This is a genomic window from Alloprevotella tannerae ATCC 51259, assembly GCF_000159995.1.
Taxonomy (GTDB): Bacteria; Bacteroidota; Bacteroidia; order Bacteroidales; family Bacteroidaceae; genus Alloprevotella; species Alloprevotella tannerae.
In genome coordinates, this window is the sequence record NZ_GG700642.1 from 409,723 (window position 1) to 425,660 (window position 15,938).

The following is a 15,938-nucleotide window of genomic DNA, read 5'->3' on the forward strand; positions in this document are numbered from 1 at the left end:
CAAGGTTGGCTTCCTTTCGTTTTTATATTTATGATATGAGCACAACATTCATGCTAAACTACACTCAATCCATTACCACTGGCGCTCACCCCATAGACGGTTCAAGCGTTCGCGCTGCTTGGCTTCGACAGGATTGTCACAGGGATGCCAAAAGCCTTCATTCTGCAACACATCAGGAAGATACTGCTGCGCGGCAAAGTTGCCGGGATAATCATGAGGGTAGCAGTAGCCATCAGCGTAGCCCAAATCTTTGAGCAACTTTGTCGGTGCATTTCGCAAGTGCAAGGGTACGGGCAGATCGCCCGTCTCACGAACACGCTCCAAAGCGGCATCGATAGCTAAATATGCACTATTGCTCTTCGGACTATTGGCTAAATAGACGGTAGCTTCAGCAAGGGGGATGCGAGCTTCAGGCCAGCCAATTTTTGCAACAGCGTCAAAAGCGGCATTGGCAAGTAGGAGAGCATTAGGATTGGCCAAGCCTATATCTTCGGCAGCGCTAATCACTAAACGACGGGCTATAAATTTCGGATCTTCACCTCCTTCGATCATCCGCGCCAACCAGTAAAGTGCAGCATCGGGATCGCTTCCGCGCAAACTCTTGATAAAGGCTGAAATAATGTCGTAATGCATCTCTCCACCTTTGTCGTAATGGGCCGGATGCTGCTGCAAGCGAGCCGTAACAAGGGAATTGTCGATAACAATCGGACCTTCCGAGGCCGCCTGCGTGACCAAATCGAGGATATTTAGCAACTTCCGCGCATCGCCGCCGCTATAACGCAGCAAAGCATCTGTTTCTTTCAGCTCTATCTGCTGCTCTTTTAATAGTTCGTCAGTGGTCAGCGCATGTTGGAGCAATTGCAGCAGTTCATCTTTTGTCAGGCTGTTCAGCACATACACTTGACAGCGCGAAAGCAAAGGCCTGATCACCTCAAAAGAAGGATTCTCCGTTGTGGCACCAATCAAAGTAATCGTGCCGTTTTCCACAGCGGCTAGCAAACTGTCTTGTTGCGACTTGGAAAAGCGATGAATTTCATCAATAAAAAGAATAGGACTCTGATCGGAAAAGAATCTATTTTTTGCAGCCTTTTCAATGACGTCGCGTACATCCTTCACGCCCGAATTAACTGCAGACAATGTGTAGAAAGGCGCTTTAAATTGTGTAGCAACGATGCGCGCTAATGTTGTTTTTCCTACACCCGGCGGCCCCCAAAGAATGAAGGACGTGATCCGCCCCGCGTCAATCATATTACGCAAGACGGCCCCGGGACCAACCAAATGCTGCTGGCCTACATAATCATCTAAGCTCGTCGGGCGCAAACGCTCTGCTAAAGGTTTCATTGCTCGTTAGGGTTTATCAAGAATCTATTTCTGAAAGTTCAAGCCAACGCATCGACTTTTCATCGAGCTCCTCTTCCAACTGTGGCAAGCGCTTGGATTTTTCCGTCAAAGCCTCCACCGAAAGTTGACCGCTACAAAGCGCTGCTTGCAATTGAGCTTTTTCGGCTTCTAATAAGCCAATCTCTGCCTCAAGAGCCTCCATTTCTTTACGCTCCTTAAAAGAAAGTTTGCGCTTTTGCTCGCCTTCAAAGTGCTTTTCGCCCTTTGGCTTCTCCGAAATATGCGCCGGTATCTCCTTTTCTTGCAGCAAGCTCCACGACCTGTATTGCGAATAATTGCCGGGAAAGTCATCGATGCGTCCATCTCCCTTAAAGACGAGCAAATGATCAACAACCTTATCCATAAAGTAGCGATCGTGGCTCACAACAATCACGCAGCCGCGGAAATCCTGCAAATAGGCTTCCAAAATCTGCAAGGTTTGAATGTCTAAATCGTTGGTTGGCTCATCGAGGATCAAGAAATTAGGATTGCGCATCAAGACCGTACATAAGTATAATCGGCGCTGCTCACCGCCGGACAACTTATATATATAGTCTTGCTGCCGTTCGGGCGGAAAGAGAAAATGCGTAAGGAATTGCATCGCCGTCAGTCGGCGGCCGCCGCCAAGATCAATGGTCTCGGCATATTGACGTACGGCGTCGATGACCTTCATTTGCTGATCAAAAGCCATCCCTTCTTGCGAGAAATAGCCAAATCGCACCGTCTCACCGACAACAAAACGTCCACTGTCGGGCTTAACGATCCCTAAAAGGAGCTTGATAAAAGTAGATTTTCCCGTCCCGTTATTGCCGACTATACCCATCTTCTCAAAACGCGAGAAGTTATAATAGAAGTTGTCTAAGATCGTCAATGGTTCGGGCTTCTCAGTCGTTCCGGGAAAGACTTTTGAGACGTACTGTGCCTCAAATATTTTTGAACCAATGTATCCGCTTTTCACTTCCAAGCGAGCAGCTTGTTCTTCCTGCCGTCGTCGCGCCTGCTGCTCTAATTCATAGAAAGCCTCTTTGCGATAACGCGCCTTCGTTGCTCGTGCTGAAGGCATCCTACGCATCCATTCTAATTCTTTTCGGTAAAGATTCTGCGCTCGCGCCACGTTGGCATTGGCTGCAGCTATACGCTCGTCGCGTTTCTCCAAGAAATAGGCATAATTACCTTTGTAACTATAGAGCGTAGTATCATCCAACTCGACAATTTCATCGCAAACGCGATCCAGGAAGTAGCGGTCGTGCGTCACCATCAGAAGCGCCTTGCTCTCGCGCCGCAAATAAGCTTCTAGCCATTCAATCATCTCCAAGTCAAGATGGTTTGTAGGCTCATCGAGAATAAGAAGGTCGGCCTCAGTCAAAAGAACGTTAGCCAAAGCGACGCGCTTGAGTTGGCCGCCCGAGAGTTGCGCTACCGGCTGATTATAATCTATGATGTTCAGCTTCGTAAGGATTTGCTTGGCACGCAGTTCAAAATCCCAAGCCCCACGCCGCTCCATCTCATCCATCAGTTCGTGTAGATTGGGATTGCCCGGTGTTGCCAAACTCCTTTCGTATCGGCTAATCAAAGCCGAAAGTTCGCCGGCCTCCGCAAAGCAAGCGTCCAAAACCGTCAGCTCCGGTGCATAGCGAGGCGCTTGCGAAAGATATCCAACGCGCAAATCTTTATGAAAAACCACACTTCCACTGTCGTAATCATCCTTGCCGGCAATGATATTAAGGAGCGTAGTCTTGCCCGTCCCATTCTTGGCAATGAGTCCCAAGCGCCGTCCTTCAGCAACAGAGAAAGAAATGTCGGCAAAAAGGATTCGATCGCCGACAGACTTTGTCAAGTGTTGAATATCGAGATATGTAGTCATTAAAATATCTAATTAAAACATAGAATTAGGCGCCACAAAAAGAAAAACGCCCATCGCGTAAAGCTAAAGATCCAAAAGAGTGTCCCACACGAGCAACTTCCAAAGTGCAAAGCCGCCATCCGAATTGCCCCGTGTACTACTCTCGAATAAGCGAAAGGACCGACAAGCGCATTTTTGCCCACATCAGCCCTCACACATATTAATATTGTAGCGCCCTTGCGCAATAGCCGCCGCGCTCAAACAGATTCCGGAGACTGATTTCGCCCATCCTCCTATCAACCATTCATTGAAATCAAAAATTCGTCGTTATCCTGCGTCCGTTCCATTCGCTTCGAAACTTCCTGCATCGCCTCAACGGGATTCATATCCGCTATGTATTTGCGAAGAATCCACATACGGCGCTGCGCCTGTTCATTAAGCAACAGATCATCGCGGCGCGTACTTGAAGCCACAAGATTAACGCTCGGAAAGATGCGCTTATTCGAGAGGTTGCGGTCGAGTTGAAGCTCCATATTGCCCGTTCCCTTAAACTCTTCAAAGATCACCTCATCCATCTTGCTACCCGTATCGATAAGTGCCGTAGCAATGATGGTCAGAGAGCCGCCACCTTCGATATTACGCGCAGCACCGAAAAAGCGCTTCGGATGTTGGAGCGAGTTTGCATCAACGCCACCCGTCAAAACCTTGCCACTTGCCGGACTAACCGTATTATAAGCGCGTGCAAGACGCGTAATAGAATCTAAGAAGATGACCACATCGTGACCGCATTCAACCATACGCTTAGCCTTTTCAAGTACGATGTTTGCAATCTTCACGTGTCGCTGTGCAGGTTCATCAAAAGTTGAAGCGATAACTTCCGCATTCACCGTGCGCGCCATATCCGTAACCTCCTCAGGCCGTTCATCGATCAACAAGATCATCATATAAGCCTCCGGATTATTCTTTGCGATCGCATTGGCCACATCCTTCAGCAGCCATGTCTTACCCGTTTTCGGTTGTGCTACGATCAAAGCGCGCTGGCCTTTTCCGATAGGCGTAAAGAGATCCACGATACGACACGAGAGCGAGTCGTGGCGACCTGTGCAAAGCTTAAACTTCTCTTCAGGGAAAAGCGGCGTAAGGTGCTCAAAGGCCACGCGATCACGCACTGCCGCAGGGTCAAGGCCGTTAATACGTTCGAGACGATGGAGCGCAAAAAATTTATCGCCGCTCCCCGGAATCCGAACCTTACCTTCTATGACGTCGCCTTGCTTCAATCCATATTGACGGATCTGATTTGCAGCAACATAAATATCGTCCGGAGAAGTCAGATAATTATAATCTGAAGAACGCAAGAAGCCAAATCCGTCAGGCATCACTTCCAAGACGCCGCGTCCATCCAGCAATTCTTCTTCCAAGACCGGTGCCGGTGCAGCTGCTGTGCGCTTAGGGCGTTCCGGTTCTTGTATTGGTGCCTGCTGTGCAGCCTCTGCGTCAGCATTAACCAATGGATCGTCTTTGAAACGGCGAAATTTCGGCCGTTGTACGGGAGCTACTTCCGGTTGCTCGTCATATATCGGATCATTGTAAATAACGGGAATATCTTTCGTAATATAAAAGTGATCGTTCACTTTTATCATATTCCCCTTACCCTCAGGTTGTTGCGCGCCTTCCGCAGTCGGAGTTTGCGTTGGCCCTGCAGTCGGTGCTTCGGACGTCATCGGAAGCAACTCTGCTTCCTCCTTCTTATCGTTCTTGCCTTCTAATTGCTGCTTTACTTCATCCAGATCTATAACCGCATCGGCCAAAGCCGCCATATCTGCCTGCTTGAAGAGCTGCTCACTGATAAAATCGGGCACTTCTTCCGCTTTCGTTTCCTTTTGCTCTACAGTCGGTTCTTCCGGAGTTGTGGTCGGAATCGGTGGCACGGTCTGTTCCTCCGCTTTCGCTTGTTCATTCTTGAGTGCAACCTGCCTCATAGCCTCCGATTCAGCTTTTGTCGGCCGTCCGCGCCGGCGTTTTGTAGCCGTCGTCGAAGTTTGTTCAAGTCGTTGCGTCTCGCCTTCACTATTGGCTGTATATACAGCCTCTTTCTTTTGGATGCGTTGGCGGTGTTTTGGGGCAGCTTGTTTTTGCTCTGCCGTTTGCTCGGCTTGAGCGTCAAGTATGTCGTAAATCAGCGTCTGTTTATCATCGCTCTTTTTGTTCGGGGTGTTCAATTCGTCTGCGATTTTTCGCAAGTCTTCTTCGTTCTTTTGTTGCAGTTGATCTATGGAATAGAGTGCCATATATTAAGATGTATTTCTTCGTGGGGAATTTTCTACCGCGCCAATTATGGCGTCAGTAAGTTCTTTTGAGATAAAAGCAAATGTGATTTTACAGCTTTGTCTGAGCGAAACGCCTCTTTGAAACGTTTTGCGTGGCAAAAATAAGCAATAATTCCGATGAATCCAAGCAAATCCACGTTCATTTAAGATTTTTTTATAGGCGCACAAAGCAAACAAACAGCCGCAATCCGGCGCAAAAAGCATCGTCAAGTTTCGCATTTTTACCCTGCGATGTTAAAATTCTTTTTTCTTTTATTCAACTCTCGAGGCCCTTTCGTTTTTTCTCACTGCCTTAGGGCCTGCGTTGTAGATCTTCCCAAGCTATTTATACTGATTAAAACTGTCTATCCACTCATCTATTATATATAACGGTTCCGGCTCATCTCTTTATTGGTAAAAAATGACGGAAAAAACATTGCGCCCGATGTCTTAAAGCAAGCCAACGAATCCAAATTTCGGGGCGTTAGGACGAAAAAAAACGAAGAATATTTGTTGTGAATAAAACAATTGCCTAATTTTGCACACTGCAAACAGTAGAAATACAAAACAACAATAAAAATAGCATCAAACATGATCATCGTACCCGTGAAGGAAGGCGAAAATATCGAACGCGCCCTCAAGAAATTCAAAAGAAAGTTTGAAAGAACCGGTGTTGTAAAGCAGCTCCGCGCTCGCCAGCAGTTTGACAAACCGTCAGTGCTGAAGAGATTGGCAAAAGAACATGCCATCTACGTGCAGAAATTGCGCAGCCAAGAGGACTAAAGCCTTCACAGAAAAATCTCTATATCTGCAGTCTACAATATAAGATTGCAGATTTTTTGCTTTATGATAGAAGTCTGCATTAAGCGCGTCTACGACGGCGTATCGGAAAACGACGGTATGCGCATCCTGGTCGACAAACTATGGCCTCGAGGTTTGAAAAAGGAAAATGTGCCCTGTGATCTTTGGGCTAAAGCAGTAACACCGACGCCCGATCTGCGCAAGATGTTTCACGAAGATCCGGAAAACAACTGGACAAGTTTCGCCGCGGCTTATCGCGAAGAACTAAAAGCATCGGCCGACTTAAAGGCGCTGGCTCAGCAGATTAAGGCAGAAAATCCACAGCGCGTAACGCTACTCTACGCTTTCAAGAATAAGATCCGAAACCACGCCGTAGTTTTGCAAGAAGAGTTACAAAAACTTTTGCAAGACGCATGAACCTGCCGCACTCGGCAAGCGATTAATTGATGAAGAAACATGTTAGATAAACACACTAAGATTTACGTTGCCGGCCATCAAGGCTTAGTTGGCTCAGCCATTTGGAATAACCTGCAACAGCGCGGTTTTCACAACCTCATCGGCCGTACACACCGGGAGCTGGACTTGCTTGACGCCGTAGCGGTGCGCAATTTTTTCGACCAAGAACAGCCCGAGGCCGTCGTCTTAGCAGCAGCCTACGTCGGCGGCATAATGGCCAACTTGACGTATCGGGCTGATTTCATCTATCGCAACCTGCAGATTCAGCAGAACGTCATTGGGGAGAGTTTCCGCCACGGTGTGAAAAAGCTGCTCTTTCTCGGCTCCACCTGCATCTATCCGCGCGACGCACAGCAACCTATACGTGAAGAAGAACTCCTGACGGCGCCACTCGAATATACGAATGAACCTTACGCCATTGCCAAAATTGCCGGATTAAAACTTTGCGAGAGTTTTAATCTGCAATACGGAACGAATTATATTGCCGTTATGCCGACCAATTTATATGGACCTAACGACAACTTCCACTTGGAGCGGAGCCACGTCTTACCGGCTATGATGCGCAAAATCTACCTTTCACGCCTCCTGAGTGAGAAAAACTGGTCAGCCGTGCGCAATGATCTCAACCTGCGCCCCGTGGAGGGCGTAGACGGGCAAGCTGACGAGGCAGCAATCACCAATATTTTGAGCAAATATGGCATTGCGCCCGGCCGAGTCACGCTTTGGGGCACGGGCAAGCCGCTGCGCGAATTTCTTTGGAGCGAAGAAATGGCCGATGCAAGCGTTCACGTATTGTTGAACGTCGACTTTCAAGATACGTATGACGCAACTGCGCAAGAGGTTCGCAACTGTCACATCAACGTCGGTTCGGGCCGCGAAATTGCGATCAAGGATTTGGCTGAAAAGATCAAAGCTGCCGTAGGCTTTGAAGGTGAAATCGTTTGGGATAACTCTAAACCCGATGGCACACCACGCAAGTTGACCGACGTCAAGAAGCTACACGCGCTGGGCTGGCACCATCGTATTGAAATCGACGAAGGCATTCAGCGCCTTTTCGATTGGTATCGAGCAGGCATCGAAGCTGCTGCCGCTACCCGCTGATTTAATTTTTAATAAGACAATAGCGCCAAACTTCCCCGCAAGGGTGGTTTGGCGCTATTTTTCGTTTGCGCCCCAAGACATCCCTTCGCTGCAAATTCTACTTCAGCAGACGCACTGCTGACCTCTCTTGGATCACCGGCGGGCGCCGCTCATATCTGCGGATGCCGGACCGCTTTGCACTTCGTTTGGTGGGAGCAAACGATGGTTTGGTAGGAGCAAACGATAGTTTGGCGGCAGCAAACGATGGTTTGGTGGGAGCAAACGAACAAACGCCCAACAGCAGCAAGCATTAGACTAATCGCAACGCGCAAGAAATCAATACTTTTTCGAGTTTTTTACCACGCTCGGTAGAAATCATAGGGCCGGCCTACAAATAAGAAGCGCCGGCGAAAAGTGCGAATCGACTTTCGACGGCGCCGGTATTGCTGCATTTAGCCTAAAAAAAGAGCGCAAAGGGCAAATTGCTTTACCCCTTGCGCAATGCGTTGTCTAAGTCGTCTGCTCTCTTAGAACATATAAGTGAAAGAGAGGTCGAAGACGTTGTTTTTATTGGCACCGTCAAATTTCTTCAAGCCCCAGTCGCTGCCGAGAGAGATGCGGTAATGGCGTGCAAACTCGGCGCCGAAATTAAAGCCTAAGCCCCAATCGAAACTATCGGCGCCCTCGTCGGAAAATGTGTCGCGATTATACTTGGCTACGACTATGCCTCGCTTGTTTACTTGCGTCACCTTCGTTTTGCCCGCAAAACCGAAAGCAAAATAAGGGCCGAAGTCAAAGAAAAGGGCTGAACGCCGCGTGAGCGCGTATCTGTACATTACGCGGAGGGGCATTTTGAGATAAAAAGCCTCAGCATCCAAGCTGTAACCATTACGTCCGTCCCATTCGAGCGACTTTTTCCAACCCTGATCAGATATTAGCAAGGCACCGGTCAGGCTGAAGCCTTTCTTTAAGCGTGCTTCTCCGCGAGCGCCGAGGTTGAAGCCTACCTTTGAATCGAGGTGAGTCGGACCACTTACGTTTAAGCCACCTGTCAAGCCGAAACGAAAATCTTGCGCCGAGGCGCTAAGGCCGCAAATCAAAGCCGCCAACAACAAAAACTTTTTCATTCGTGATATAGTTTGTGATTATACATTTATTTTAAGCGTCCTAAATATGAAGACTTGCGCCTCCAACGGGGGCAAAAGTAGCCAACAAGTTTGAGACAAGCACTGCGCAGAAAGCAAGATTGAGATAAATTAACCGACATAAATATATGATTAGACGTAGGTGGGAGACCCGAATTTGCTTACTTTTGCACGTTCTAATATTAAACGTTTTATTCAAATCAAATGAAATCCTTACCCGTAAGGAGCAAAGAAGTTGTGACGTTCCACAGCTTTGCACGCAAGGGATATGCCTTGTTTGCTGCGTTGCAAAAAGAAGTGCGCATCGGCGTACTTTCAGTTGCTACGCTGACAACGGCCACTCCCTGCCTGGCTCACGCGCTTTCCCACCCTGCAACCTTTGATGCAGCCGTGTGCGATAGCTTGATAGCCGGCGATGCATCGCTCAAAGAAGCGCTCGTATCAGCTTCACGCGCTCCGATGGCTGCTCAAGTGGCAGCCCGCCAAGTGATCTCGCTGACGAAGGAAGACCTTCAGTCGGCCGGTGTGACAACTGTCAACGATGTTTTAAAATTGGCCGTCGGCATCGATGTGCGCCAACGCGGAGGCTTTGGCTTACAGACCGACATAAGCATCGACGGAGGCACCTTTGATCAAATTACCTTACTCGTTAATGGGATCTCCATTAACAATCCTCAGACCGGCCACAACGCGGCCGACTTCCCACTTAATCTTGCCGATATTGAGCGCATCGAAATACTCGAGGGCGCCGCTTCGCGCTTGTTTGGATCGCAGGCCTTTTCAGGCGCTATCAATATCATCACGCGCACAGGCGGCGACAAACTGCGACTCGCGCTGAGCAGCGGCTCGTATGCTTATTTGGCCGCCGAAGGGAGGAGTGCGCTGCAAGGCGAAAAGTGGGCGACAAGCTTAAGCGGCAGCTTCCAACGTTCAGACGGAGCCGTGAGAAACGGAGACTTCAAAGGCGGAAAATTCTTTTGGCAAGGCCGATACGAGGATGCTGCCGTCCGCGCAGACGTACAAGCCGGCACGACGTTCAACGATTTTGGCGCCAACACTTTCTATTCCGGCGCTTTTCCCAATCAGTGGGAGGCCACGCGCCGCCATTTCGTCTCGGCAACGATGAGTACGAAAGGGCAGCTGCACCTTGCGCCAAGCGTATCTTGGCTACGCAATTACGATCACTTTCAATTGATCCGCCATACACACAAATACGAAAACTTCAACCGCAGCGACGTTTATACGGTCGGCATCAACGCCTGGACACAATGGCGTTTGGGGCGCACGGCCTTTGGCGCTGAACTTCGCCACGAAGAACTCTTCAGCACGAATCTGGGGCGGCCGATGGACAGTCTGCGCTTCTTTTCCGTACCCGGCTATGACAATATATATTATACGAAACACGACAACCGAACGAACATATCTTTCTTCGCCGAACACAGTCTGGTCTTCAAACATTGGACTCTCTCTGCCGGCTTACTCGCACAGCGGAACAGCGGAATAGGCCGACGATTCAAACTTTATCCGGGCTTGGATCTCAGTTACCGACCCGCTGAAGGCTGGCAACTGTTTGCCTCTTGGAACAAATCGCTCCGCCTGCCGACGTTCACCGATTTGTACTACAAAAGTCCGACGCAGGAAGGCAATTTAGGACTACAAGCTGAAGAAATCAATGCTTATCGGCTGGGAGGAAGTTACACGGCGGCCGCCTTTCAAGTCGATTTGCGCGCCTTTTATAACCGCGGCTCGAATATGATCGATTGGGTTATGTTTTCAGCCACGGATAAGTTTCACGCCACCAACTTCCGCTTGGACAACTTCGGTTTCAATTGTCGCTTGCTCTTCAATGCCGCAGAACTATTCGGTCCTCGACAGCCCTTGCAGCAATTCTCCATCGCTTATGCCCATATTCACCAAAACAGGAAAGATGATCAAGCCTATTTTAAGTCGAATTATGCGATGGAATATTTGCGACATCAATTCATCGTACAGCTCCGGCATCGCATCTTCGGCCCGCTTTCCGCCGATTGGAACTTCCGCTTGACGAACAGACTCGGACAATACTTAGTCTACCGACAAGCCAAGAGTACAGGCATCTTGCAGCCCTACGGCACGCAAGGCGTCTTAGACTGCAAAATCAGCTGGAAAGGCAAACGTTACGACGTCTTTGCCGATCTCTCCAACCTGACTGCCACACATTATTACGATGTAGGCAACGTCGAGCAGCCGGGTTTCTTGTTCCGTATCGGCGCAGTGTGGCGTTTATAATCCATCACTAATCTACGACGATACAAGGACGCGCGCTTTCGGCGCAATCTTTTCCTCGGCAAAGCGAGCTTTGTCGAGGAAAATTGCTTTCATACAGCCGCATCACTTAGGCCTCTTTAATGATAAAGGCAATAAGCATCATCCACTCACAGGATATCCTGAAAGTGGAGCAAGCCGAAACTTCCAGAAGTTCAACAGACCGATGTCATTCTACACAACCATTAAGAAGCTTCCTAATTGAGATAAACGCCTTGCCATAACGAGCTGATGCGCCAAAGCGCAAAGGCTCTTCGCCCTCAGTCGGGCAGGTTTCCTTTTAGTAAAAGTAGCATAGCCAAAAGCCTTGCCGCCAAAAAAACGACCGATTTGGGCTTAAAGCATACCACCTCAGCTCGTAAATACCCCTATTGCGCTAAAACACGCAGCGCACCCACCCGCAAATAACCCCATTGGGCTTAGTCTTTTGATAGGGCAATGTTGACGCACAGCGTCAATGCTGCCACAACAACGCAACAAAATAACAACCCCTTAGGGTTGGTCTTTCAAAACAAACCAATGAACATACACAAGAAACATAACAGACCAATCTAAACACGCCTCATACCCACCGACAAACAACCCCTTATACCAAAACACCCCACCTCCATTCACATACAACCTCATCGCGCCAAAACACACCGCACATCAGCCCACAAATAACCCCATCGAGGTTAGTCTTTTGGCAGGGCAGTGTTGACGCTGTGCGTCAACGCTGCCACAACAATGCAACTAAATGACAACCCCTTAGGGTTGGTCTTTCAAAACAAGCCAATGAACACGCGTAAGAAACTTGAAAACTAAACTTAAGCCATTCATCGCGCACCATACGCTAAACAAAACTTGTTTGTACACATTAAAAGCGCTTCTTTTGTCTTTACATTTCAGTTCGCACCTTAACAACCAATCATTTCTTAGGCTATCAAAATACTGTAGTGTACTGAATAAGTTGACACTTTCTCAATCACAAAGGAGTAAAAATTTATGTCTCATTACAATGAATCAGAGAAAATACTGTTATTACATCAGTATGTAACAAGTGGTTTAACCTTGCATGAGTTCTCTTCTCGTCACGGTATCCCTTTAAGTACATTCCATCGTATTTATACCGAATATGGCTCACCCGACGTCTCGTCAGTAGCATATCTTATGAAAAAAGAAGATATCCCCGATACACTCGAAGCACTCCAAGCGCAGCTATTACGCGAGCGCAAGGCTCATGAAAAAGAGATCAAACGTCTTGAAAAAGAATTGGCCGTTGAAAAACTTTATGGTTTGGCCAACAAGACGATGATCGACCTTGCCGAGAAGAAATACAACATCCGTATACGAAAAAACTCCGCTGCCAAGTAATCAAGACCTTGTCGCAGGGAAAAGAAAGACAGAAACTAGTAAGTCATCCTGTCAGTTTACTCTGCGGTTATCTTGGCATAAGCAGACAAGGATATTACCGCCATGTGGATCGTTCTTTGGAGTTGGGAGTCCTGCGCAGCAGCATCGTATTCTATGCGCAGGAGCTCCGCACCTCTTTACCCAAGGCGGGCATACGCATCCTTTACGAGCTATGCCGTCGCAAATATGCAGATAAGTTTACCATCGGGCGCGACCAATGCTATGAGCTCTTCCGCTCCAATGGTCTGTGCCTTCGCCGTCGCAAACGCCCAAGGACGACCAATTCCAATCACCACTACCACATCTATGAAGACCTTCTCAACACAAGGCCCAAGCTACATCCGGCCCGCTTCGGCGAGCTGTGCGTTACGGATATCACCTACGTGGCAACCTCTTCAGGTTGGGCCTATCTCTCCTTAGTAACCGATGCCGCTTCACGTCTGATCGTGGGTTGGTGCCTGCATCCGACCCTTGAGAGACAAGGTCCGATGAAAGCCCTCTCTATGGCCATCGATTTCTACAGAAAGTATAATGTCGAATTCTCGCAACTCATACACCACTCCGACCGCGGCGTGCAATACTGCTGCAATGAGTACGTCGACAAACTCAAATCTCTTGGAATACAAATAAGTATGACGCAAAGCGGAGACCCATTGCACAACGCCCTGGCCGAGAGGATGAACAATACGCTCAAGAACGGATGGCTCTTCAGTACAGAAGACAAAAGTCTGCAGCAGGTCAGGCGCCTTACAAAGAAAGCCATCGACCTGTACAACACGTTCAGACCGCATCAGAGTCTGCAGATGAGAACGCCAATGGAAGAAGTCGGAAGGTTGACGGCATAACTTCCTCGGCACACATTATTAAGTCAAACAATAAAAGAAGGAGGCAGAAACAACCGCAACAAGAAAATAAAAGAGTAATTTTGCAATTAGAAGACAACTGTCAACTAACTATGTAGTTAAGAAAAGAACACGACAAGCCTTGCTGAACTTAGCAAATAAACTTGTCAAAGAAGAATGAAATTAAGAAACAAAGTTGTCAACTAATTCTAGGACATTACAGTAGCCGGCACATAAAGGCTATAAACTAGATTTATCTAAAAGACTTAGAAATAGTTTGTTAAGGGTAACATACATTTCGTCAAAGCTACTTTCTCACTCTTGAGCGCTCCTTTCTTACTTTGATTTGATAGCGTACTTTACCAATTGTAGGTAAGTTCAAAAGCCAAATCTATCTTGTTATGCCCTCGGATTTGTTGGCTAGCTGTGCCTATGGTATTTTGGTTAAAATAGTGCATCCATCCCAACCGGCTCGAAAGTATCAAGCGAGTGCCCCATTTATACGATGAGGTACCTACAAGACAAAAGCCATGATGGCGAAAAGCGGGAAATTCTGAGGCGTAGTACAAGTGAGGCACATAATCATAAAGTGCCGTTGCTGCATCTTCAGAAAAGAATAAGCTGACAAACGAAGAAAAAGACCACTTATTCTCAGTTTTATAGGAAAGCCGAGAAGATAGCATCCAGCCAAATGAATTGCCTTTTGTTTGTTGACTATACCCTACGCCGCTCAAAGCACTCGAAAGTGTTATTTTTTCCGACGAATAGGCGGCTTGCAAGCGTAGTCGTTGCGTTGTTTTGTATTCTAATAGATCCTCAAAGCCCTTAATTGAAGCCTCTTTGGCTTTTAATCTATAGATTAGATGCAGTGAACTATTATTGGTCAAAATATAGCGCAATTTCAAATAACCTTCCCAAGTATTTGAAGATTTTGAAACGCCCAATCTGGGTAAGGAAAAGTGAGAATAATCGACGTACAAATGTAAAGAACAATTGTAAAAGCTACTTAGTGTGGCACCGAATAGAACGCCCTGCTCATTTGCTACGCGCCCACCAGTCTGAATTGTTTTTGCAAAAGGAGCCGCAAAACATTTTGATAAGTAGCGATGTTGAAAATAAAGCGAGAGATCATCATTAAGCGAATATTGCAGCCGATTACTTGTTGCTATCCGCCATTTTCCGTCCAAAGCACATTCGCCCTGAAGTGTTAAGCGCTTCGTTGCCCGGTAATAATCTAAAGATAGTCCAGACGCAGTTCTTCCGCGAAAAAAATATTGATTGCTTGTCCTTATCGGCGGGTAAACAACGTGATCAAATATACTATAATAGGTATTAATGCCCAAGTTAAAATCAGACTTATAATAGCTGATATGTCCTCCGAAAAGATAGTTAGTAGCGGCGGATTTATTATTTAGTTCAGAAATCGTCCGGTGATAACCTCCCATAGGCATAGATACGATAGTATCTTTCATGATATGTGCATCTAGCTTTCTATAAGAAAGAAAAACAGCACTAACCCACGATCCATAGCGATAAGAAGTAATTGCCCCACGAAAATGGTTAAATGTAGCGCCGGAAGCATGTGCGGCAAAGCGAAAGGCTGAACGATCTCGATAATTTAAGAGTTGTGACTTATCTTTAAAGAACAAATTTCCCAAGAGAAGACCCTGCCCCATCTTCAATTTATAATCTCCAACAACAAACCTAAAACGATCCTCTTTCATTCGATAATCAAAATAAAGAGATATGTCATCGAAGGGGTTGTTACCATAATAACCAAAAGGTTCGCCTGAATCTTTGCGTAGAGTTATACCATATTTTATATTATCTCTCCATTTATAGCGATAACTAATCACAGATTTGAGTTTATTGCCTAAATAGATCTTATTCGGATGTTTTTCCAGTTCTTCATCTGAATAAGTTCGAAAGCCTGCCCTACGATAAAGCGGAACGCCAAAATGGGTTATCAATTTATGCTTTCCTGAAAATAGGCGTTTAATAAGTATCACAGGCGCGTAGTCTACCTCCCCAACAAAGGTAAATAGCTGCATATATAGTCGATCATCATAGGTTAGATTCTTGATGAACATCAATTCACCAAAGAATCTAAAATGCTTTTTCTGCGTGCGATACGCAATGATAGAGTCTGCCTTTGATTCAGAAAGAAAGGGCAATTGTTGCAACTCTTCCGATGAAACCATGTTTAAATTCATCGGATGATTGTGCAAGTCTTCTAATTCTTGTAAAAGGTCCGGCTCTAAATTCTCTGTCGTAAAATAATTCTGCAGAAAATCTTCCCAAGCAATAGATGTCTGGGCGAAAACCGGTAATATACAAACCCAAGTAAACAATAATACAACAAAGGTTTTCATGGTGAAAAATAAAAGTG

The 15,938-nt window shown here is 47.0% G+C and carries 13 protein-coding genes; 7 read left to right on the forward strand and 6 right to left on the reverse strand.

Annotated features, from left to right (window positions below):
- Nucleotides 1–72: 72 nt before the first annotated feature.
- The 4 genes from GCWU000325_RS01700 to GCWU000325_RS12125 all read right to left on the reverse strand — a co-directional run bounded on the left by GCWU000325_RS01700 (nucleotide 73) and on the right by GCWU000325_RS12125 (nucleotide 5,693).
- On the reverse strand, nucleotides 73–1,341 hold the full coding sequence (locus GCWU000325_RS01700) for a replication-associated recombination protein A (protein ID WP_006254229.1): 1,269 nt from the start codon (nucleotides 1,339–1,341) through the stop codon (nucleotides 73–75).
- Between the two features lie 16 nt (nucleotides 1,342–1,357).
- Nucleotides 1,358–3,244 carry a ribosomal protection-like ABC-F family protein gene (gene abc-f, locus GCWU000325_RS01705; protein ID WP_006254230.1) on the reverse strand — a complete coding sequence of 629 codons (1,887 nt, stop codon included), beginning with the start codon at nucleotides 3,242–3,244 and terminating at the stop codon, nucleotides 1,358–1,360.
- A gap of 275 nt (nucleotides 3,245–3,519) precedes the next feature.
- Nucleotides 3,520–5,511, reverse strand: coding sequence for a transcription termination factor Rho (gene rho, locus GCWU000325_RS01710; RefSeq protein WP_006254233.1), 1,992 nt, complete (start codon nucleotides 5,509–5,511; stop codon nucleotides 3,520–3,522).
- Nucleotides 5,512–5,555: 44 nt separating this feature from the next.
- Nucleotides 5,556–5,693: a hypothetical protein gene (locus GCWU000325_RS12125; RefSeq protein ID WP_169303806.1), complete on the reverse strand. Its 138-nt coding sequence runs from the start codon at nucleotides 5,691–5,693 to the stop codon at nucleotides 5,556–5,558.
- A 427-nt stretch (nucleotides 5,694–6,120) separates the two neighbouring features.
- Here GCWU000325_RS12125 and rpsU point away from each other — a divergent pair, with 427 nt between their 5' ends.
- From rpsU to GCWU000325_RS01735, 4 genes are all read left to right on the forward strand, one after another.
- Nucleotides 6,121–6,312 carry a 30S ribosomal protein S21 gene (gene rpsU / locus GCWU000325_RS01720; protein ID WP_006254235.1) on the forward strand — a complete coding sequence of 64 codons (192 nt, stop codon included), beginning with the start codon at nucleotides 6,121–6,123 and terminating at the stop codon, nucleotides 6,310–6,312.
- Nucleotides 6,313–6,375: 63 nt separating this feature from the next.
- On the forward strand, nucleotides 6,376–6,747 hold the full coding sequence (locus GCWU000325_RS01725) for a DUF488 domain-containing protein (protein ID WP_006254236.1): 372 nt from the start codon (nucleotides 6,376–6,378) through the stop codon (nucleotides 6,745–6,747).
- A 39-nt stretch (nucleotides 6,748–6,786) separates the two neighbouring features.
- Complete coding sequence (locus tag GCWU000325_RS01730) at nucleotides 6,787–7,887, forward strand: GDP-L-fucose synthase family protein (protein ID WP_006254237.1); 1,101 nt, start codon at nucleotides 6,787–6,789, stop codon at nucleotides 7,885–7,887.
- A gap of 65 nt (nucleotides 7,888–7,952) precedes the next feature.
- Nucleotides 7,953–8,180, forward strand: a complete 228-nt coding sequence (locus GCWU000325_RS01735) for a hypothetical protein (protein WP_006254238.1) — start codon at nucleotides 7,953–7,955, stop codon at nucleotides 8,178–8,180.
- A gap of 213 nt (nucleotides 8,181–8,393) precedes the next feature.
- On the opposite strand, the gene GCWU000325_RS01740 is transcribed toward GCWU000325_RS01735, so the two are convergent.
- The gene (locus tag GCWU000325_RS01740; RefSeq protein WP_006254239.1) at nucleotides 8,394–8,993 is read right to left on the reverse strand and encodes a porin family protein; all 600 of its coding nucleotides are present in this window, start codon (nucleotides 8,991–8,993) and stop codon (nucleotides 8,394–8,396) included.
- A 222-nt stretch (nucleotides 8,994–9,215) separates the two neighbouring features.
- Here GCWU000325_RS01740 and GCWU000325_RS01745 point away from each other — a divergent pair, with 222 nt between their 5' ends.
- The 3 genes from GCWU000325_RS01745 to GCWU000325_RS01755 all read left to right on the forward strand — a co-directional run bounded on the left by GCWU000325_RS01745 (nucleotide 9,216) and on the right by GCWU000325_RS01755 (nucleotide 13,552).
- Entirely contained in the window at nucleotides 9,216–11,279 is a 2,064-nt protein-coding gene (locus GCWU000325_RS01745; RefSeq protein WP_006254240.1) for a TonB-dependent receptor plug domain-containing protein, read from the forward strand.
- A gap of 1,020 nt (nucleotides 11,280–12,299) precedes the next feature.
- On the forward strand, nucleotides 12,300–12,668 hold the full coding sequence (locus tag GCWU000325_RS11175; protein ID WP_083787946.1) for a transposase: 369 nt from the start codon (nucleotides 12,300–12,302) through the stop codon (nucleotides 12,666–12,668).
- 8 nt (nucleotides 12,669–12,676) lie between these two features.
- Complete coding sequence (locus GCWU000325_RS01755) at nucleotides 12,677–13,552, forward strand: IS3 family transposase (RefSeq protein ID WP_040598765.1); 876 nt, start codon at nucleotides 12,677–12,679, stop codon at nucleotides 13,550–13,552.
- 356 nt (nucleotides 13,553–13,908) lie between these two features.
- On the opposite strand, the gene GCWU000325_RS01760 is transcribed toward GCWU000325_RS01755, so the two are convergent.
- Nucleotides 13,909–15,921, reverse strand: coding sequence for a helix-hairpin-helix domain-containing protein (locus GCWU000325_RS01760; protein WP_006254246.1), 2,013 nt, complete (start codon nucleotides 15,919–15,921; stop codon nucleotides 13,909–13,911).
- Nucleotides 15,922–15,938 lie beyond the last annotated feature (17 nt).